Here is a 16,260-nt window from a genome sequence, read left to right as displayed (position 1 = left end):
TTTCATGCGTCTTCTCTTCCTCGGTGACATCGTCGGCCGCCCCGGCCGGATTGCGGTTCAGGAGCGGCTGCCCGCCCTGCGCGAGGCCTGGAAACTCGACTGCGTCGTCATCAACGGCGAGAACTCCGCCGGCGGCTTCGGCATCACCGAGGCGATCTGCGACGAGATTCTCGCGGCAGGCGCCGATGTCGTCACGCTGGGCAACCATTCCTGGGACCAGCGCGAGGCGCTCGTCTTCATCGCCCGGCAGGATCGACTGATCCGCCCGGCCAATTATCCGCCCGGAACGCCCGGCCGGGGCGCGACCGTGATCGAGGCCCGCAACGGCGCCCGCGTCCTCGTCGTCAACGTCATGGGGCGGCTGTTCATGGACGCGCTCGACGACCCCTTCGCGGCGGTCGAGCGCGAACTCTCCGCCTGCCCCCTCGGCGAAGTGGCGGATGCCGTCATCGTCGATGTCCATGCCGAAGCGACCAGCGAGAAGCAGGCCATGGGCTATTTCCTCGATGGGCGCGCCAGCCTCGTCGTCGGCACGCATACCCATGCGCCGACTTCGGACACCCGCATCCTGCCGGCCGGCACGGCCTATCAATCCGATGCCGGCATGTGCGGCGACTACGATTCCGTCCTCGGCATGCAGAAGGACGAGCCGATACGCCGCTTCCTGCAGAAGGTGCCGGGCGCAAGGCTGGAACCGGCAACCGGCGAAGGCACGCTGTCGGGCGTCGCGGTCGATATCGACGACTCCACTGGTCTGGCCAGGGCGGTCTGGGCCGTACGGATCGGCCCGCATCTCAGCGAAGCGGTCCCGACGGCCTGGGTGTCCTGACGGAAGCCTGCCCTCCCCCGTCTTGCAGGAAGCGGGCGGCGGCGCCTATAAGGCCCGGCTTCCAGCATGTTTCGCCGCAACCCTCGTAAGAAGGTAACGAGTCCCCATGGCCGGCCATTCCCAGTTCAAGAACATCATGCACCGCAAGGGCAAGCAGGACGCGGTGCGCTCCAAGCTGTTCTCGAAACTGGCCCGCGAAATCACAGTCGCCGCCAAGATGGGCATGCCCGACATCAACATGAACCCGCGCCTGCGCATGGCTGTGCTCGCCGCGCGTGCCGAGAACATGCCGAAGGACAACATCCAGCGCGCCATCAACAAGGCGGCCGGCGGCGAAGGCGAGAACTACGACGAGGTCCGCTACGAGGGTTATGGCCCGGGCGGCGCCGCCGTCATCGTCGAGGCGCTGACCGACAATCGCAACCGCACCGCCTCCGCCGTGCGCTCCTACTTCACCAAGGCCGGCGGCGCGCTGGGCGAAAGCAACTCCGTCTCCTTCATGTTCAACCGTGTCGGCGAGATCAGCTATCCGCCTGAGGCGGGCGATGCCGACAAGCTGATGGAAGCCGCGATCGAAGCCGGTGCCGACGACGTGATTTCGGACGAGAACGGCCACACCATCCTCTGCGCATTCGACGCGCTGAACGAGGTCTCCAAGGCGCTCGAAGCCTCGCTCGGCGCCCCGGCCTCGGCGAAGCCCGTTTGGCGTCCGACCACGACCGCCCCGCTCGACGAGGAGAAGGCCGGTTCGATGATGCGGTTGATGGAGGCCCTCGACAACGACGACGACGTCCAGAACGTCTTCGCCAATTTCGAGATCGCCGACGACATCATGGCGAAGCTCAGCGCCTGAGGCAGCGCCACCGCGTCCCATGTCATGGTCGGGCTTGTCTCGACCATCCACGACTTCGCGGGTCGAAAGTCGTGTTCAAGAACATGGGCGCTCGCCACAAGGGCGAGCGTGGCGACAGGAGCCTTACGCTACCGCCCGATCACCACGTCCCAGAGCGGCAGGCTGATCAGCGCGCTCAGGAAGATCACCAGATAGGCTCCACGCCGGAACGTATCCTCCGACGCCAGTCGAAAGCCATGCGTCCCGGCCCAGAGGCCTACGCCGTAGATCGCGAAGAGCGGCACCGCCATCAGCAACGCTCCAACGGTGAGAATTCCCTTCCACCACAGCACCATGCCGCTGATCAGCGTCGAGACGCCGAAGAAGGCCTGCATATTGGCCCGCGTCTTGTGCCGGTCGTTGCGCTGGGCGCCGAGCCAGAATACCGCGAGCGGCATGCCGCCGATCGAAGCCATGCCGTTGAACAGTCCCGACAGCGCACCGACGCCGAGCGAGAGCGGCACCGTCGGACGCCCGTGGTAGCGCCAGCCGGACGCCATCAACGCCACGGCAAAGAGCACGAGCAGGGCCAGCACCCAGCGCATCGTCTCGCGATCGAGCCAGATCAGCAGCCAGATTCCGGCAGGCAGGGCGAGCGTCGCGGTCAGCAGCAGCGGCAGGATTTCGCGCCATTCCGCCGTCTTGGCGCTGCGCGCCGCGATCGGCAGCGCGAAGGGCAGGTCGATGAACCAGATCAGGCCGAGCGCCGCGACCGGCCCGAGGATGACCGAGGCCAGCGGCATGAACACCATGGCGAAGCCGAAGCCGGTAAAGCCACGGACCAGGCCACCGAACAATGTTGCGGCCAGCAGGACGGCGATGCCGTCAGCGTTGAGGCCCGGCATGAAGGAAGACAGGGTCGAGGACATGAAGCCAGTACAAGGACAAAAGCGAGGCCAACCATGCCCGCGGGCCCGCGGCAAGAACAACTTTGCTTTTTGATGTCATGGATCAGCGGAATTCATCCCGCCGCCCGCCGAGGCTCGTCTCGGCGCGGGACAAATCCGAAACATCCGTTAGGTTGGGCTCGTCATGGCACCCCCGATTCGCATCCTCGGCATCGACCCCGGCCTCCGCAAAACCGGCTGGGGCATCGTGCTCTCGGAAGGGAGCAAGCTCTCCTTCGTCGCCTGCGGCTGCGTCGAGAGCGATGGCGCGCTGCCGCTCGGCCAGCGCCTGCGGCAACTGCATGAAGGCCTGAACAAGGTCCTTGCGGCGCATCGCCCGCATGAGGCCGCCGTCGAGGAGACCTTCATCAACCGCGACCCGCAATCGGCGCTGAAGCTCGGCCAGGCCCGCGGCATCGCGCTGGTCGTGCCGGCGCTCGCCGGGCTCGATGTCGCGGAGTACGCCGCCAACCTCGTCAAGAAGACCGTGGTCGGCGTCGGCCATGCCGACAAGAAACAGATCCAGGCGATGATCCGGGTCCTCCTGCCCAAGGCCGAGACGAGTTCTGCCGACGCTGCGGACGCGCTCGCCGTCGCGATCTGCCATGCCCAGCATCGCGGCATGAAGGCTCTGGTCGCGCAGATGCGCGCGGCGGGTTGATGAAGACGGCCGGGGGAACCAGACGATGATCGGCAAGCTCAAGGGCCTGATCGATTCCTATGGCGAGGACCACGTCATCATCGACGTGCAGGGCGTCGGCTATGTCGTGCAATGCTCGGCGCGCACGCTCCAGCGGCTGCCGAAGCCCGGCGAGGCGGCGGCGCTGTCGATCGAGACCCATGTCCGCGAGGATGCGATCCGCCTCTACGGCTTCCTGTCGGATGTCGAGCGTGACTGGTTCCGCCTGATGCAGGTGGTGCAGGGCGTCGGCGCAAAGGTCGCTCTCGCGATCCTTTCGACGCTCGATCCAGGCAGCCTCGCTACCGCCATCGCCACCAACGACAAGGCCGCGATCGCGCGCTCGCCCGGAGTCGGCCCCAAGCTGGCGCAGCGCCTCTGCGCGGAGCTCAAGGACAAGGCCCCGGCCTTCGGCCATATCGACCCGGGCGTCGTGCAGCTCTCGGGCGCCCTCGAAGACAGGAAACTGCCGCAGCCGATCGCCGACGCCGTGTCCGCGCTCGCCAATCTCGGCTATCCTCAGGCGCAGGCCGTGGCCGCGGTAGCGGCTGCCTCCAAGGCCGCCGGCGATGGTGCCGGCACAGCCCAGCTCATCAGGCTGGGCTTGAAGGAACTGGCGAAGTGAGCGAGCCGCCCGACGAGCTTGAACTGCGCATCGTCACCGACAAGACCGAGCTCTGCCGCATCATGCTGGCGAACTGGGGCTCGCACAGCATGATGATCGACCTTCACGTCTACGACATCGCTGAAATCGACGCGCTTGGCCTCTACGAACCGTCCGGAGCCACCGCCGCGCTCGCGAGCTGGACGCTCCGGGGCGACATTGCCTATCTCTGCGCACTCCATTCGCTGAAGCCCGGCGAAGGCGTCGCGGTCCGGATGCTCGATGCCGTGATGAACACCGCCCGGGCGGCAGGCGCGACGAAGCTCAAGGCGATGCTGACCAACGACAACATGCCCGGCATGACCTTCTACCAGCGCTGCGGCTTTCGCCTTTCGGGGCTTTATCTCGAGGCCATCGATGCCTATCGCTCGGTCGTGCCGGGCATCATCAAGACAGGGTACAAGGACATTCCGATCCACGACGCCATCGAGCTGGAGATCGCGCTGTGAGCGAACCCAAACGCTCCGGCCTGATGACGGCCGACAAGCGCGACGACGACAGCGAAACCTCGCTGCGGCCGCTCTCGCTCGCCGATTTCACCGGGCAGGCGGCGGCGCGCGCCAATCTCCAGGTCTTCATCAACGCTGCCAAAAGCCGAGGCGACGCGCTCGACCATGTCCTCTTCGTCGGCCCGCCCGGTCTCGGCAAGACGACGCTCGCGCAGATCGTGGCACGCGAACTCGGCGTCAATTTCCGCTCGACCTCCGGCCCGGTCATCGCGAAAGCCGGTGATCTCGCCGCCCAGCTCACCAATCTCGAAGAACGCGACGTGCTCTTCATCGACGAGATCCACCGCCTTAATCCGGCGGTCGAGGAAATCCTCTATCCCGCGATGGAGGACTACCAGCTCGACCTGATCATCGGCGAAGGCCCGGCCGCCCGCTCGGTCAAGATCGACCTGCCCAAGTTCACGCTCGTCGGCGCCACCACCCGTGCCGGCCTCCTGACCACGCCGCTGCGTGATCGCTTCGGCATCCCCGTCCGCCTGCAGTTCTACACGGTCGAGGAATTGCAGGGCATCGTCGCACGTGGCGCGCGCGTGCTCGGCGTGCCGATGTCCGACGACGGCGCCAACGAGATCGCCAGGCGCTCGCGCGGAACGCCGCGCATCGCCGGGCGCCTGCTGCGCCGCGTGCGCGACTTCGCCATCGTCGACGGCGATCCGATCGTCACCCGCAAGGTCGCCGACAAGGCGCTCTCCCTGCTCGACGTCGATGCCATCGGCCTCGACCAGATGGACCGACGCTACCTCACCACCGTCGCGGTCAATTTCGGCGGCGGCCCGGTCGGGATCGAGACCATCGCCGCATCGCTCTCCGAGCCGCGCGACGCGATCGAGGAGATCATCGAGCCCTTCCTGCTCCAGCAGGGCTTCATCCAGCGCACCCCGCGCGGACGCCTTCTCACGCCCCACGCCTTCCGCCACCTCGGCATGCCCGAGCCGTCGCGGGAGAGCGGGCAGTTCGGGCTGTTCGGAGATGGGGAGGACGGCGAATAGCGCGGCAAGCCGTCCCGCATATGAAGGATGCGCGCCTGCCCACCGCGCTTCATCGGTCGGGTATCGCCCTGGAGTTCGCCCATGCCGGCAAGTCGCATGATTTTATCAAGTGTTGTGGCCTTCGGCCTGATGGCAGCCGGCACCGGCCTCGCCGACGACAGTGTCCCTGCAGGCCCCGTTAAGGAGGCCTATGCCATCACGATGAGGACGCTTGCCGGCCGCGGCGAGCCACCCTGGCGCCCGCCGCATCGCGACAAGCTGATGAGCAGGAGCCTGGCCGCTCTCTTTGCCCGCGACGACCTTTATCAGGACGAGGCCGGCGAGACGGGGCATGTCGACGCCGATCCCTTCATCAACGGTCAGGACGGCGAGGTGAAGAAGCTGAACCTCGATACGCTCCCCGCCGCGGCTGGCAAGGCGACGGTACTGGCGAACTTCCGCAGCTTCGGTAAACCGGTCGTCGTCGAGTTCAGGATGCTGCGGGAAAGTGGCGGCTGGCGCATCGACGACATCGTCAACAGCTTCGAAGGCAAGGCTTATTCGATCCGGGACGCCCTGTCGCAGCCCTATGACTGCGGCTCCTTCATGGACAAGCCCTGCAAGCGCTGAGCGCCCGCAGGACTGTGTGTTGCATTAGGATTGACGCGCGACCTTCGAGCGCATCAGCGCAGGACGCGCACCCGCATCGTTCAGCGCCCCGGACTTCGCCCCCTTCGGATTCTCGACCGCCCGCATGCCTTTGCCCGCCGTGCGACTGGCAGGCCGTTCCGCGGCGCGCTGGCGCTGCCTGAGAGCGAGTGCTTTGCGCGCGAGGCTGCGCTGGCTCGGCAGCTTCGCTTTCTCTTCCCGCCGGGTGCGCTCGGCGCCGACGCGCTTCAGCGCAGCCGTCAGCGCATCGGCCTTGGCTTTGGTGCCGGTGTTGTCGGTTGCAGGTCTGGCGCCCTTCGGCTCCGCCTTGCCGCGCATTTCACGCCTCTGGCGCCGGGCGCCATCGCGCGCCTTGTCACGGCGCTCGCGCAGCTTGGCCGCGAGATCACGCAATTCATCATCCGGGAGAGCCCCGATCGCGCCGCGCCGGCTGCGGGCTACGAGATCGGCCTCGGCCTTGTCGAGCAGCCGCGCGGTCGCCTTGCTGGATTGCGCCATGAAAGATTCTCCCTTGCTGTGATCACGCCATCGGGAACGCATCTCCGGCGGCACGGTTCCGGCCTTTCCGAAGCTGCATCTGTTGGTCTATGGCAACAGCTACCGTTCGATACCGCTCCGGAGCGCCATGAGCAGGGTCCATCGCCTCGAAGTCCGCGTCTACTACGAGGACACCGATTTTTCCGGCGTCGTCTACCACGCCTCCTATCTGCGTTTCATGGAGCGCGGCCGCACGGAACTGATCCGCGCGCTCGGCATCGAGCAGCGCGAGCTCTTCGACGGCGAGACGGCGCTCGGCTTCGCCGTGCGCAAGATGACGATCGACTTCCTGCGGCCCGCCGTGATGGACGACCTGCTGACGGTCGAGACCGCTTGCATCGAGGCGCGCGGCGCCACCATGGACCTCGAACAGCGCGTGCTGCGCGGCGGGGAGGCCCTGATCACCGCCGCCGTCAGGGTCGCCTGTGTCGGCGGTGGCCGCGCCCGGCGCATCCCCGACGGCCTGCGCAAGCGGTTGATGCTGGAGGACTGACAGTCGACGCGGCCCTGCCCGCATGTTAGCGCTCCTTACATGAGCTGGAAGCGCGACCGCCCCGAGACACCCCGCGGCTATCACCATGGCAACCTCAAGGAGGAACTGGTTCGGGCTGCGCTCGGACTGATCGGGGAGAAGGGACCGAACGGCTTCACCTTCGCCGAAGCGGCGCGCATGGCCGGCGTCAGCCCCGCCGCGCCTTACCGCCATTTCCGCGACCGCGACGACCTCCTGGCCGATGTCGCCGCCCGCGGCTTTCAGGCCTTCGAGGCGGCGCTGTCCCGCGCCTGGGATCAGGGCCAGCCCGATCCCGAGACCGCCTTCCACCGGCTCGGTCGCGCCTATCTCGCCTTCGCCCATGACGAGCCGGCCTATTACTCCGCAATGTTCGAGGCCGGCGTGCCGCTCGATGCCAGCCCGGATTTGCGTGCCTCCGCCGACCGCGCTTTCGCCGGCCTGCGTCAGGCTTCCGAAGCCCTGATCGCGCAGCTCCCGCAAGGCAAACGCCCACCGGCCCTGATGATGGCCCTGCATGTCTGGGCAATGTCGCATGGCGTCGCCGCCCTGTTCGGCCGCGCCGATGGCGGACGTCGCCCGCTGCCCATGTCCGCCGCCGAGCTGCTGGAAGCCGGCATGCTGATCTATCTCCAGGGGCTCGGCATCGGCCGCAACGGCCCCTCCACGCCCGGCTGATTCTTTTCCGCAGGCCGCCTTCTTGACAAGCCGCAGGGTCGAGCGCATCTATGTAAATGTGATTTACATTCACGCTGGCCCAGTGAGGGAGCAATGCCGATCGTCGAGAAGCTGGACGAATATGGAAAGGGTGCCTGGATCGCCTTCGCGGTTCTCGGCTTCATCTTGTTCTGGCCGCTGGGTCTGGCGACCCTGGCCTTTATTTTCTGGAGTGGACGCATGGGTTGTGGATATGCCGGAGACCGGTACGAGCACCGGATGAGCCGTCTGCAGGGCAAGATGGACCGCCTGCGCGAGCGCATGGCCGGCCGCGAAGGCGGCTTTGGCGGGGGCTTCGGCGGCTGGGGCCGCGGCGGCCCCTCCAGCGGCAACCGCGCCTTCGACGAATATCGCGCGGAGACGCTGCGCCGGCTCGAGGATGAGCAGCGCGAATTCCACGATTTCCTGGGTCGCCTGCGCATGGCCCGCGACAAGGCCGAGTTCGATCAGTTCATGACCGAGCGCCGCAACAACCCGCCGGCCAATCCTCCGGCCCAGCCCGACGCGGCCTGACGCACCGGCTGCCGCCCGGCTTGGATCTAGCCCGCCCCGCAACCGCCGGGGCGGGCTTTCCGTTTCGGCTGCTGTCTGCGCGGGTCACCCTGGCCGCCCGCGAGCCGGGTTGCCAGGGTTCCGGTGATGCCCTTACCGCAGGGCGATATAGAAGGCCTCTTCGAAGGTGAGGTCGACCATGTCCCCGCGTTTGAACCGCCTCAACCGTTCCTTCACAGCCGGGTCGGCGACGGTAAGCGTGCGGGGCCCCAGCGGTCCCACATAGCTGACAGTGCTGTTGGCCGCATCGAAACGCTCGAAGCGCGCGGTCAGCGTCAGGGATCGCGTGACGAACCGCTCCGGAACGCCCTGGAAGGCTGGCGTGCTCGCCGCTTCGGTGTAGGTGATTCCGGGCCGGGAGCCACGCCGGCTCGGCCGAACCTCGACGACGACGCCTTCGACGCGGCTGATATCGACCATGTCGCCTTCGCGGACATTTTCGAGGTTGCCGAAGACAGGCGGAACATCGACGAGCCAAGTATGGCCGCGCTGCTCGACGATGACGGACCGATTGGGCCGGTCGACCGAGACGACCCGGACATTGAGGCGTTCGATATCGACGGGGCCGACCCCGGCGACGATCACGGTTTGGGTGGTGATCTCGGGGGTGGTGGCGCAACCCGCCACGCCTGCCGCGATTGAAATGGCGACGATCAGACCGATACGCTTCGACATGGGAAACCTCTCCGTTCAGAAAGCAACCCGTTTCACTTCTGCATCTTGATGCGGATGCTGGCCGCAACAGCAGTCGTAGAGCTTTTCGGAGAAGGTTTCAGCCAGTTTTTCGTCAGGAGAAGCCCCCGCCCGAACCATTGGTTCGATCAGCCAGGCCCGCCCCGGCCCCGGGCGGGCTTCTTCCGGTCCGGCCGCCGCTACGTGGCGCCGCAGCCCTAACGACGAGCGGATATCGCACCGCGCCGAACAGAGGCGTCTGTCGCCCGAGCTTGTCAACGCGACAGGTGGAAATCTCCGCTGCGGACGGCCTTGGCCACTGCGTCGAGAGTATCCTTACGGCTCTGCGCGGCGACCGGCAGGATGTGGCGCTCGAGGAGGCCGAGTGACGAGAACTGTCTGTGGAGTTCCGTGATCGTGCCGGGATCGGTCAGCGTGTCCCCGCCACGGTCGCGGCAGCGCCGGATGGCTTCGTCGAGAGCGGGACGGAGAACGACATAATGGATGGTCGCCTGGATGCGCCTGAAGGCGGCCAGGAACCACGGCCCTATGATGCCGTCGACAATGACGAAGTACCCGCCGCTTGCATAACCGGCGGCGGCCTGCGCCAGCACGTCGACGACGACAGCGTTCTGATCGTGCGCTTCCGGCAGATAGGGAGCGATCGCTCCGTTTTTGATGACGTGCCAGAAATCGTCGGAATGGAGATGCACCTTCGGGGAACCCGGTTCGCGGGCCAGCGCCTGAGCCGCGGTCGTTTTCCCGGAGCCTGGCGGTCCGGTCAGGATAAGGATCTCGCCCGTGAGGTTCATTGCACGCCACCCTCGCTCCGAACCGGCGCGAAACGGACGCCAGCATGACTTTGCCTGTCTGCGACTCGTTTCCGGAATGTCGCGGTCGCCCACGTATACCCGACATTAACCTTGCCGGATGCTTAACTCGGTCTGGAGCATGCGTTCCGTGGGAAACCCCGTTTCGGCCCATCTTTCGCCGGATTCACGCGCGATTGGAGGGATACGGCATTTCCCCGGATCGCGGATCGGGCGGCGGCGTGGGTCTCCCGCGACGCGAGCGGCGGGGTTTGGGCCGGGGCTGGCGCCTCGAAGCGTCCAGCATCGGCCGTACCGCCTGGGTGAGAAGGATGACAGGATGAACCCCGCCGACGTCGCGCAGGCCGCGCCGCAGATCGACATGTCGTTCTGGACGCTGTTCTGGCACGCCCATATCGTCGTCAAGCTGGTCATGATGGGCCTGCTCGGTGCCTCGGTCTGGTGCTGGTCGATCATCATCGACAAGACCCTGCTCTATCGGCGCACGCGCAAGGACATGGACGCCTTTGAGGAGGTGTTCTGGTCCGGCCGCTCGCTCGAGGAACTCTATCGCGACCTCGCCAGCAAGCCGGTCAATGACATGGCCGCCGTCTTCGTCGCGGCGATGCGCGAATGGAAGCGCTCCTTCGAGAATGGCGGCCGCTCCGTCGCCAGCCTGTCGCAGCGCATCGACAAGGTGCTCGACGTCACCATCCAGCGCGAAACCGAGCGGCTCGAATCGAAGCTTCTCGTACTCTCGACTATCGCCTCGGCCGCCCCCTTCATCGGCCTGTTCGGCACGGTCTGGGGCATCATGACCTCGTTCACCGCGATCGCGGTCTCCAAGAATTCCTCGCTCGCGGTCGTCGCGCCCGGCATCGCCGAGGCGCTCTTCGCCACGGCGATCGGCCTCTTCGCCGCGATCCCCGCGCTGATGGCCTACAACAAGCTCCAGGCCGAGGTCGCCAAGGCGCAGGGCCGGCTCGAGGCCTTCGCCGACGAGTTCTCCGCGATCCTGTCGCGGCAGATCGACGAACGCATGGCGGCGTGAGGGCCTGAGCGATGGGTATGTCAGCCGCTTCAGGCGCAAAGGGCGGTTCCGGCCGCCGGGGCCGGCGCGGGCGCCGTCACGGCGCCATCGCCGAGATCAACATGACGCCGTTCATCGACGTCATGCTGGTGTTGCTCATCATCTTCATGGTCGCCGCGCCGCTGATCGCGACCGGCGTCCCGCTCGACCTGCCGCAGACCGGCGCCAAGCCGATCAATGTCGACCAGAAGCCCTTGACCATCGCCATCGACAGCAAAGGCCAGATCTTCCTGCAGGACGAGCCGACGCTCGAGCCCGACCTCGTCGCCAGGCTCCAGGGCCTGGCGAAGCAGGGCTTCGACGAGCGCATCTATGTTCGCGGCGACAGGCAGGTGGATTACGGCCGCGTCGCCTCGGTGATGTCGACCATCACCGCCGCCGGCTTCAAGCGGGTCGCGCTCGTCACCGAGCCGGCGAGCCGCTGAGGATCGTGAGAGTAAGGACGTTAAGGGCGTGAAGCTTTCGACCTCCGAACCTGGCATGCTGGTGTCGGCGCTCGGCCACGTGACGTTCCTCGTCGCGGGGCTGCTGGCGTTCTCGTCGCCTGCGCCGCTGCCGGAGAACGAGGAGGCGATCGCCGTCGAGGTAGTCGATCCCAGCGCGTTGAACCAGGTGACGCGTGGCGAGCGCAGCGCCGAGAAGGTTCAGGCGCAGCCGACCCCGCGCGCCGAGCGTCAGTCCGAGATGGTCGAGCGCAAGGAGGCCGGCGAGGCCAAGGCCGATGCGCCGGCCCCGCCCTCGCGTCCGCCCGAGTTGAAGACTGCCGAGAACAACGCGACGACGCCCCCGCCGCCGGCCCGCCCGGTCGAGCAGCCGAAGCCCGAGGCCAAGCCGCCCGAGCCGGCCAAGCAGACCCCGCAGAAGAGCGAGGCCGCAGCCGCCCGCGAGGCCGAGCAGAAGCGCGAGGAACAGGCCAGGCTCGCCGAGGAGGCCGAACTCGCCTCCAAGGCGAAGAAGGCGGAGGAAGAAGCGAAGGCCGCAGCCAAGGCCAAGGCGGAAGCCGACGCCCAGGCCGCCAAGCGCGCCGCCGACGCGAAGGCCAAGGCCGAGGCGCTCGCCAAGGCAGAAGCCGAGAAGGCCGCGAAGGAAAAGGCCGAAGCTGCCGCCAAGGCGAAGGCCGAGCAGAAGGTGAAGCTCGCCGCCGAGGCCAAGGCCAAGCAGGAAGCCGAGGCCAAGGCGAAGAAGGAGGCGGAGGTCGCCAAGAACTTCAACGCGAACGACATCGCCAAGCTGCTGCAGTCCAAGGAGAAGGCGCAGTCGTCCGGCTCCTCGGCACCGCAGGTGAACCGCACCGCCTCGCTCGGCACCGAACGCGGCACCTCGCAGAAGCTCAGTCCTTCGCTGAGGTCTCAGCTCATCGGCATCATCCAGGAGCAACTCCTGAAGTGCTGGAACGTGCCGATCGCGCTCGCCAACGCCCATGGCAGCAGCAATGTCGTGCCGTCCGTGCGGATGAAGCTGAACACCGACGGCTCGCTCATCGGCCAGCCCGGCGTGATCAACTCCTCCGCGGATCCGCTCTTCCGGGTCGCTGCCGATTCGGCGCTGACCGCCACCCGCCGCTGCGCACCCTTGCGCATCCCGGCTCAATTCGCCTCCTATTACGACGACTGGCGCGATGTCGTCGTCAATTTCGACGCCAGGGACGTCATGTGACCCCGATGATCGACAACAGCCCCCTCACCTTCCTCGCGGCCACACCAACGCGCCGCCGGCTCCTCACGACCGCGGGCGCGGCGCTGCTCGTGCCCGCTGCCGCCAAGGCCGAGCTCGTCATCAACCTGACCGGCGGCGCCTTCCAGCCGATGCCGATCGCCATCGCCGATTTCGGTGGGGAAGGCGGGGTGCTCGTCTCCGGCGTCATCGCCAACAACCTGAAGCGCTGTGGCTACTTCACGCCGATCGACAAGGCCCGGCACCCCGAGAAGAACCCGCCCTTCGATGCCGCACCTCAGTTCCAGGCCTGGCAGGCGGCTGGCGTGCAGGCCCTCGTCACCGGCCGCGTCTCGCGCGAAGCCGGACGCATCCGGGCTGAGTTCCGGCTCTGGGACGTCGCGACCGGCACCCAGACGGACGGCCAGCAATATTTCACCGACCCCAGCAACAACCGCCGCGTCGGCCACATCATCTCGGATGCGATCTTCTCGAAGATCACCGGGCTCGGCGGCTTCTTCGACACACGCGTCGTCTTCGTGGATGAATCCGGCCCGAAGGAAACGCGCCGCAAGCGTCTCGCCATCATGGACCAGGACGGCGCCAACGTGCGCTACCTCACCAATGGCGATGTCTCGGTGGTGACGCCGCGCTATTCGCCTGTCTCGCAGGATGTCACCTTCATGACCCAGCGCCAGGGCGAGCAGCCGCGCGTACAGGTGCTGAACATCGAGACCGGCCAGCGCCAGATCGTCGGCAACTTCCCGGACATGAGCTCGAGCCCGCGCTTCGCGCCGAACGGCCAGCGCGTGGTGCTCTCTCTCCAGCAAGGCGGCAACGCCAATCTCTACGCCATCGACATCGGCTCGCGCTCGACCACGCGCCTGACCTCGACGGCCGCGATCGACACCTCGCCCTCCTATGCGCCCGACGGCTCGCGCATCGTCTTCGAGAGCGACCGCGGCGGTCAGCAGCAGCTTTACGTGATGCCCGCCGGCGGCGGCGAGGGCCAGCGCATCTCCTTCGGCCAGGGCCGCTATTCGCAGCCCTCATGGTCGCCGCGTGGGGACCTCATCGCCTTCACCCGCCAGGGCGGCGGCGGCTTCGCCATCGGCGTGATGCGGCCGGACGGCTCGGGCGAGCGCATCCTGACCGAGGGCTTCCACAACGAGGCCCCGAACTGGGCGCCGAACGGCCAGTACATCATGTTCTTTCGCGATCCCGGCGGCCAGTCCGGTGGCAAGCTCTACATGGTCGACATCACCGGCCGCGTCGAAGTGCCTGTGCCGACCCCGGCCTTCGCCTCCGACCCCACATGGTCGCCCTTGCTCAGCGGCCAGCGCTGAAGCGCGAGGCGTCGTCAGCAGACCTTTCAGGAAGCCGCCCGGCAATGTCGGGCGGCTTCCTGGCTTTTGCGCGCCCGCTCAATCGCGATAGACTGGCTCCTCCGTATCGAGCTGCCGACGAATCGAGGCCAGGTGCAGGCGCGCCGATTCCGGATCGCCCTCGCGCATCTGGCGATAGGCCGCTTCCGCGATCTCCGGCTTGACCGGCTTGACCTCTCGCCCCGTCGCGAGCGCCAGCGCCTGCACCTCGCAGGCCCGCTCCAGATAGTAGAGATCGTCCCAGGCCTCGGCGATATTCGGTCCGAGCACCATCACGCCGTGATGCTTCATGAAGACGATATCGGCATCGCCGATCGCGGCGGCGATCCGGTCGCCCTCGCGCTCGTCCAGTGCCAGCCCGTTATAGTCGCTGTCGACTGCTGTGCGACCATAGAACTTGAGTGCCGTCTGCCCGGCGAAGACCAGCGGCGCGCCCTCCGTCATCGAGAGCGCGGTCGCGTAGGGCATATGCGTGTGGAAGGCGACCTTGGCACGCGGGATGTTCTTGTGAATCCGGGCATGGATGTAGAAGGCGGTCGCCTCCGGCTGCCCCTCACCCGAGACGACATTGCCGTGGAAGTCGCAGATCAGGAGCTTCGAGGCCGTCAGCTCGCGGAAGGCCCAGCCATAGGGATTGACGATGAACAGGTCGTCATAGCCCGGCACCAGCGCCGAGAAGTGATTGCAGATACCCTCCTCGAAACCGTAGCGCGCCGCCATCCGGAACGTCGCGGCGAGATCGCGGCGCGCTTCCCAGACGATATCGGAATCGAGAGCGGGCTGGTTCGGGCCGCGAAGGGGCGTCACGCTCGCAGCGCCGGATTTGAGGGAATGGGCCATCGCGATCTCCGCTCGGGACAGGAAGGCAAACCGACGCAGGCATCGGATCGCAAGCCCACACGGTAGACCGGCGCGCGCGAAAGTTGCGCTGCAATTCCACGCCCCGTTTGCGCAATTCTTTCGCGCTCAGCCGGAAAGCTGGACGTTCGCTTCCGCCTGTCGCCGGGCGCGCCGCTTGGCGGCATAGGGCAACGCGAACAGATAGAGCCCGCTGAACAGCAGCAGGAAAAGCGGCAGCAAGGGCGAATAGACGATCCAGGCCGGCGGTTCGCCACGCGCCATCGCGATGAAGTTCGCGAGGACTGTCGCCGTGAAGATGATCGACAGCCAGCGATGGCCCTGTCGGATTGCGGTATTCCAGGTCAAGGAAAGCTCCTTTGATCACGGGGCAGGAGAAGAGGCGCCGCCTCAATCGGCACGCGCCGCAACCTCTTCCAGCTTGGCGAAGAACTGCTGCCAGCCGGCCTTGGCGCCACCGAAGGCCTGCTTCTGCTCCGGCCGGAAGCCGACCTGCTCCATGCGCAGATGCGTACCCTTCGCCGAAGGCGTGAGCGTGAAGGTCACCACGCTCTTCAGGGCATAGGCCGGATCGTCATGCGCGAAGTCCCAGCTATAGGAGAGCGACCTGTTCGGCTCGACCGCCAGCACCTCGCAATCGAGCACGCCGCCCCAGTCGCCGCGCAGGTTGAAGCGGTGGCCGACCGCCGGCACGAAGTCGTTCTTCATCAGCCATTCCGCGATCAGGTGAGATTGCGTCAGCGCCCGCCAGAGCTTTTCCGGCGGATGCGGCATCTCGCGCTCGACGATGACGGAGCGTGTTTCGGTCATTGGTCCATCCTCTTGAGCAGATCTTCGAGATCGTCGAACCGGTTTTCCCAGTATCCGGCCATGCGGTTCGTCCAGTCAGCCAAAGGCGCCAGCGCAGCGAGCTGCGCGCTGTAGTGCGTCTGGCGGCCCTGATGGCGGTCCCGCACCAGCCCGGCCTGCTTCAGCACGGCCAGATGCTTGGAGACGGCCGGTTGCGACACGCCAGCCTGCGCCGTCAGCGCCGCGACCGTCTGCTCGCCCTGGCTGCACAGGCGCTCGAAAATGCCCCGCCGGGTCGGATCGGCGAGCGTCTTGAAGAGCTGATCATGCGTATCGGACATCAAAAACCCATAACCGAATGGCTATGAATTATTCAATAACCACTCAGCTATGATTTCGTCAACCCGAGAGGCCGTATCTGTTGGCCGGGAAGCATGAGCGCCTTGATCGCCGGCGCCCGAGACCGCCGGCGGGGAGCATTTCCGTCAAGGCACCGGCTATCGCTGTGCCCGCGAAGCAACAGACGAGGCTGGAAGCGCTTTTTGCCATACTTGGTTAACCATAAGCCGCAATGCCGCCACTTCGCCCTG

General features: G+C 66.6%; 22 protein-coding genes. 14 read left to right on the top strand and 8 right to left on the bottom strand.

Going from position 1 to position 16,260, the window contains the following annotated elements:
- Positions 1–4: 4 nt before the first annotated feature.
- The gene (locus tag J0I42_RS10970) at positions 5–829 is read left to right on the top strand and encodes a TIGR00282 family metallophosphoesterase (RefSeq protein WP_291654859.1); all 825 of its coding nucleotides are present in this window, start codon (positions 5–7) and stop codon (positions 827–829) included.
- A gap of 106 nt (positions 830–935) precedes the next feature.
- Positions 936–1,682: a YebC/PmpR family DNA-binding transcriptional regulator gene (locus J0I42_RS10965; protein ID WP_291654858.1), complete on the top strand. Its 747-nt coding sequence runs from the start codon at positions 936–938 to the stop codon at positions 1,680–1,682.
- A 128-nt stretch (positions 1,683–1,810) separates the two neighbouring features.
- Here the strand turns inward: J0I42_RS10965 and J0I42_RS10960 are convergent, their stop codons facing one another.
- Positions 1,811–2,590, bottom strand: coding sequence for a sulfite exporter TauE/SafE family protein (locus J0I42_RS10960; protein WP_291654857.1), 780 nt, complete (start codon positions 2,588–2,590; stop codon positions 1,811–1,813).
- Between the two features lie 163 nt (positions 2,591–2,753).
- On the opposite strand from J0I42_RS10960, the gene ruvC reads away from it, so the two are divergent.
- The 5 genes from ruvC (at position 2,754) to J0I42_RS10935 (ending at position 6,058) form a co-directional block, all read left to right on the top strand.
- Positions 2,754–3,269, top strand: coding sequence for a crossover junction endodeoxyribonuclease RuvC (ruvC, locus tag J0I42_RS10955; RefSeq protein ID WP_291654856.1), 516 nt, complete (start codon positions 2,754–2,756; stop codon positions 3,267–3,269).
- A gap of 25 nt (positions 3,270–3,294) precedes the next feature.
- Complete coding sequence (gene ruvA / locus J0I42_RS10950) at positions 3,295–3,912, top strand: Holliday junction branch migration protein RuvA (protein WP_291654855.1); 618 nt, start codon at positions 3,295–3,297, stop codon at positions 3,910–3,912.
- Entirely contained in the window at positions 3,909–4,400 is a 492-nt protein-coding gene (locus J0I42_RS10945; RefSeq protein WP_291654854.1) for a GNAT family N-acetyltransferase, read from the top strand. The genes ruvA and J0I42_RS10945 overlap by 4 nt, the downstream gene beginning before the upstream one ends.
- 23 nt (positions 4,401–4,423) lie before the next feature.
- The gene (gene ruvB, locus J0I42_RS10940; protein WP_291654894.1) at positions 4,424–5,449 is read left to right on the top strand and encodes a Holliday junction branch migration DNA helicase RuvB; all 1,026 of its coding nucleotides are present in this window, start codon (positions 4,424–4,426) and stop codon (positions 5,447–5,449) included.
- A 96-nt stretch (positions 5,450–5,545) separates the two neighbouring features.
- Positions 5,546–6,058 (top strand): DUF3828 domain-containing protein, encoded by a 513-nt coding sequence (locus J0I42_RS10935; RefSeq protein ID WP_291654853.1) that lies wholly within the window; start codon positions 5,546–5,548, stop codon positions 6,056–6,058.
- A 24-nt stretch (positions 6,059–6,082) separates the two neighbouring features.
- Here the strand turns inward: J0I42_RS10935 and J0I42_RS10930 are convergent, their stop codons facing one another.
- Positions 6,083–6,595 (bottom strand): hypothetical protein, encoded by a 513-nt coding sequence (locus J0I42_RS10930; protein ID WP_291654852.1) that lies wholly within the window; start codon positions 6,593–6,595, stop codon positions 6,083–6,085.
- A gap of 127 nt (positions 6,596–6,722) precedes the next feature.
- Between J0I42_RS10930 and ybgC the strand changes: the two genes are divergently transcribed.
- From ybgC to J0I42_RS10915, 3 genes are all read left to right on the top strand, one after another.
- Positions 6,723–7,127 carry a tol-pal system-associated acyl-CoA thioesterase gene (ybgC, locus tag J0I42_RS10925; protein WP_291654851.1) on the top strand — a complete coding sequence of 135 codons (405 nt, stop codon included), beginning with the start codon at positions 6,723–6,725 and terminating at the stop codon, positions 7,125–7,127.
- Between the two features lie 39 nt (positions 7,128–7,166).
- Positions 7,167–7,823 carry a TetR/AcrR family transcriptional regulator gene (locus J0I42_RS10920; RefSeq protein ID WP_291654850.1) on the top strand — a complete coding sequence of 219 codons (657 nt, stop codon included), beginning with the start codon at positions 7,167–7,169 and terminating at the stop codon, positions 7,821–7,823.
- A 93-nt stretch (positions 7,824–7,916) separates the two neighbouring features.
- Entirely contained in the window at positions 7,917–8,375 is a 459-nt protein-coding gene (locus J0I42_RS10915; RefSeq protein ID WP_291654849.1) for a DUF2852 domain-containing protein, read from the top strand.
- Between the two features lie 132 nt (positions 8,376–8,507).
- On the opposite strand, the gene J0I42_RS10910 is transcribed toward J0I42_RS10915, so the two are convergent.
- The gene (locus tag J0I42_RS10910; RefSeq protein WP_291654848.1) at positions 8,508–9,089 is read right to left on the bottom strand and encodes a hypothetical protein; all 582 of its coding nucleotides are present in this window, start codon (positions 9,087–9,089) and stop codon (positions 8,508–8,510) included.
- A 272-nt stretch (positions 9,090–9,361) separates the two neighbouring features.
- Complete coding sequence (locus J0I42_RS10905; RefSeq protein WP_291654893.1) at positions 9,362–9,898, bottom strand: AAA family ATPase; 537 nt, start codon at positions 9,896–9,898, stop codon at positions 9,362–9,364.
- 337 nt (positions 9,899–10,235) lie between these two features.
- Between J0I42_RS10905 and tolQ the strand changes: the two genes are divergently transcribed.
- The 4 genes from tolQ to tolB are packed head-to-tail and all read left to right on the top strand — an operon-like array spanning position 10,236 to position 13,984.
- Positions 10,236–10,946: a protein TolQ gene (gene tolQ / locus J0I42_RS10900; protein ID WP_291654847.1), complete on the top strand. Its 711-nt coding sequence runs from the start codon at positions 10,236–10,238 to the stop codon at positions 10,944–10,946.
- Between the two features lie 17 nt (positions 10,947–10,963).
- Positions 10,964–11,410 carry an ExbD/TolR family protein gene (locus J0I42_RS10895; RefSeq protein ID WP_465247675.1) on the top strand — a complete coding sequence of 149 codons (447 nt, stop codon included), beginning with the start codon at positions 10,964–10,966 and terminating at the stop codon, positions 11,408–11,410.
- A gap of 28 nt (positions 11,411–11,438) precedes the next feature.
- A complete protein-coding gene (tolA, locus tag J0I42_RS10890; RefSeq protein WP_291654845.1) occupies positions 11,439–12,641 on the top strand; it encodes a cell envelope integrity protein TolA in 1,203 nt (400 codons plus the stop codon).
- Between the two features lie 5 nt (positions 12,642–12,646).
- The gene (tolB, locus tag J0I42_RS10885; RefSeq protein WP_291654844.1) at positions 12,647–13,984 is read left to right on the top strand and encodes a Tol-Pal system beta propeller repeat protein TolB; all 1,338 of its coding nucleotides are present in this window, start codon (positions 12,647–12,649) and stop codon (positions 13,982–13,984) included.
- Between the two features lie 78 nt (positions 13,985–14,062).
- Here the strand turns inward: tolB and J0I42_RS10880 are convergent, their stop codons facing one another.
- The 4 genes from J0I42_RS10880 to J0I42_RS10865 all read right to left on the bottom strand — a co-directional run bounded on the left by J0I42_RS10880 (position 14,063) and on the right by J0I42_RS10865 (position 16,011).
- A complete protein-coding gene (locus J0I42_RS10880; RefSeq protein ID WP_291654843.1) occupies positions 14,063–14,863 on the bottom strand; it encodes an aldolase in 801 nt (266 codons plus the stop codon).
- A gap of 126 nt (positions 14,864–14,989) precedes the next feature.
- Positions 14,990–15,229 (bottom strand): hypothetical protein, encoded by a 240-nt coding sequence (locus J0I42_RS10875; RefSeq protein WP_291654842.1) that lies wholly within the window; start codon positions 15,227–15,229, stop codon positions 14,990–14,992.
- 42 nt (positions 15,230–15,271) lie between these two features.
- The gene (locus J0I42_RS10870; protein ID WP_291654841.1) at positions 15,272–15,691 is read right to left on the bottom strand and encodes an SRPBCC family protein; all 420 of its coding nucleotides are present in this window, start codon (positions 15,689–15,691) and stop codon (positions 15,272–15,274) included.
- Positions 15,688–16,011: an ArsR/SmtB family transcription factor gene (locus J0I42_RS10865; protein ID WP_291654840.1), complete on the bottom strand. Its 324-nt coding sequence runs from the start codon at positions 16,009–16,011 to the stop codon at positions 15,688–15,690. Before J0I42_RS10865 ends, J0I42_RS10870 begins: the two co-directional genes overlap by 4 nt.
- Positions 16,012–16,260: the final 249 nt, after the last annotated feature.

Source organism: Allobosea sp., assembly GCF_017308015.1.
Classification (GTDB): domain Bacteria; phylum Pseudomonadota; class Alphaproteobacteria; order Rhizobiales; family Beijerinckiaceae; genus Allobosea.
Note: the sequence above shows the minus strand (reverse complement) of the source record. Positions and strands in the feature narration are given on the sequence as shown.

Coding starts and splice junctions, on each gene's coding strand:
- J0I42_RS10970 (WP_291654859.1), top strand. CDS start 5: ATGCGTCTTCTCTTCCTCGGTGACATCGTCGGCCGCCCCGGCCGGATT.
- J0I42_RS10965 (WP_291654858.1), top strand. CDS start 936: ATGGCCGGCCATTCCCAGTTCAAGAACATCATGCACCGCAAGGGCAAG.
- J0I42_RS10960 (WP_291654857.1), bottom strand. CDS start 2,590: ATGTCCTCGACCCTGTCTTCCTTCATGCCGGGCCTCAACGCTGACGGC.
- ruvC (WP_291654856.1), top strand. CDS start 2,754: ATGGCACCCCCGATTCGCATCCTCGGCATCGACCCCGGCCTCCGCAAA.
- ruvA (WP_291654855.1), top strand. CDS start 3,295: ATGATCGGCAAGCTCAAGGGCCTGATCGATTCCTATGGCGAGGACCAC.
- ruvB (WP_291654894.1), top strand. CDS start 4,424: ATGACGGCCGACAAGCGCGACGACGACAGCGAAACCTCGCTGCGGCCG.
- J0I42_RS10935 (WP_291654853.1), top strand. CDS start 5,546: ATGATTTTATCAAGTGTTGTGGCCTTCGGCCTGATGGCAGCCGGCACC.
- J0I42_RS10930 (WP_291654852.1), bottom strand. CDS start 6,595: ATGGCGCAATCCAGCAAGGCGACCGCGCGGCTGCTCGACAAGGCCGAG.
- ybgC (WP_291654851.1), top strand. CDS start 6,723: ATGAGCAGGGTCCATCGCCTCGAAGTCCGCGTCTACTACGAGGACACC.
- J0I42_RS10920 (WP_291654850.1), top strand. CDS start 7,167: ATGAGCTGGAAGCGCGACCGCCCCGAGACACCCCGCGGCTATCACCAT.
- J0I42_RS10915 (WP_291654849.1), top strand. CDS start 7,917: ATGCCGATCGTCGAGAAGCTGGACGAATATGGAAAGGGTGCCTGGATC.
- J0I42_RS10910 (WP_291654848.1), bottom strand. CDS start 9,089: ATGTCGAAGCGTATCGGTCTGATCGTCGCCATTTCAATCGCGGCAGGC.
- J0I42_RS10905 (WP_291654893.1), bottom strand. CDS start 9,898: ATGAACCTCACGGGCGAGATCCTTATCCTGACCGGACCGCCAGGCTCC.
- tolQ (WP_291654847.1), top strand. CDS start 10,236: ATGAACCCCGCCGACGTCGCGCAGGCCGCGCCGCAGATCGACATGTCG.
- J0I42_RS10895 (WP_465247675.1), top strand. CDS start 10,964: ATGTCAGCCGCTTCAGGCGCAAAGGGCGGTTCCGGCCGCCGGGGCCGG.
- tolB (WP_291654844.1), top strand. CDS start 12,647: ATGATCGACAACAGCCCCCTCACCTTCCTCGCGGCCACACCAACGCGC.
- J0I42_RS10880 (WP_291654843.1), bottom strand. CDS start 14,863: ATGGCCCATTCCCTCAAATCCGGCGCTGCGAGCGTGACGCCCCTTCGC.
- J0I42_RS10870 (WP_291654841.1), bottom strand. CDS start 15,691: ATGACCGAAACACGCTCCGTCATCGTCGAGCGCGAGATGCCGCATCCG.
- J0I42_RS10865 (WP_291654840.1), bottom strand. CDS start 16,011: ATGTCCGATACGCATGATCAGCTCTTCAAGACGCTCGCCGATCCGACC.